Origin of the sequence: Shewanella insulae (genome assembly GCF_009831655.1) — a bacterium.
Lineage (GTDB): Bacteria > Pseudomonadota > Gammaproteobacteria > Enterobacterales > Shewanellaceae > Shewanella > Shewanella insulae.
The window spans coordinates 1-1,193 of the sequence record NZ_WRPA01000042.1; the positions used below are offsets into that span (position 1 = coordinate 1).

Sequence of the window (1,193 nt, forward strand, 5' to 3'; positions counted from 1 at the left end):
CTTGTATGGTTAATCCTGTTCCATTTTAGGGTAAATTGGAGGCCCACCCTCAATGGCCGTTGAGGGTCTTTATGCAGTAGCTCGATTGAATGGCGGCTCCTCTTACGAGAGACCGGTAACAAGTGGGTAGCGCTGCATAACTCCTAGCAATAACTCGAACAGTCATTGGGGCCTCGAGCCCGTATAGCAAGGCAGAGTAAGCTTATAATGAACAACCATAAAAACCAAACTGAAATCAATGTCGGCGTTGATGTCGGTAAGTCACAGCTCGATATCGTTCTACATCCACTCGACCTACATTTATCTATCCCAAATGACCCTGAACATATCCAGAAAGTCATTCAGGTGCTTAAGCAGCATCCGGTAAAGCGTATCGTCACTGAGGCGACGGGTCGTTATGAGCATGCCTTTGTCTTTGCCTGCGATAAAGCTAATTTACCCGTTGTAATCGTCAATCCAATCAAAGTTCGTCGCTTTGCCCAAGCTATCGGTGTTATGGCGAAAACAGACAGAATTGATGCTTCAGTCATCGCTCAATTTGCGGCAATCATTAAACCTGAGATAAAGCAGCTTCCGGATGAACAGTCACAAATAATCAAAGACTTACTAATCAGACGAACTCAGCTACTTGAAATGGCAACGATGGAAAAAAATCGTCTCCAAATCATGCCCAAAGAGCTTTATAAATCAATTAATACTTTGCTTAAATCACTTAACCAGCAAATAGATAAACTTACGGAAAAACTCGATAAGCTCGTAGCCCAGGTCAAAGAATGGCGCGTCAAATCGGAAATATTGACGAGTGTTCCTGGGGTGGGGAAAGTGCTTTCCTACACTCTGCTTAGTGAAATGCCAGAGTTAGGAAAACTAAACCGAAAAGAAATTGCCGCCCTAGTTGGTGTCGCTCCCATGAACCGCGAGAGCGGCTCTTACAAGGGTAAACGCAGGATCCGTGGTGGTCGCCACAGAATACGTACAGTCATGTTTATGGCGATGATGTCAGCCATACAGTGTAATCCTGTTTTTAAGCGCTATTACCAGCGTCTCAAAGCGGCTGGCAAAATGCCAAAAGTAGCACTGATCGCCTGCATGCGAAAGCTCATCGTGATCTTGAATACCATGCTTAAAAGCGAGGAGCTGTGGTGCGCAAAAAACGGATAAATATATTGACTAAACACCACAGTCACTTGTTA

Annotated in this window: 1 protein-coding gene; it reads left to right on the forward strand. The window is 44.7% G+C overall.

What is annotated here, in order from left to right; translation table 11 throughout:
• Positions 1 to 207: 207 nt before the first annotated feature.
• A complete protein-coding gene (locus tag GNT65_RS20420; RefSeq protein WP_160799003.1) occupies positions 208 to 1,161 on the forward strand; it encodes an IS110 family RNA-guided transposase in 954 nt (317 codons plus the stop codon).
• The last annotated feature ends 32 nt before the right edge of the window (positions 1,162 to 1,193 follow it).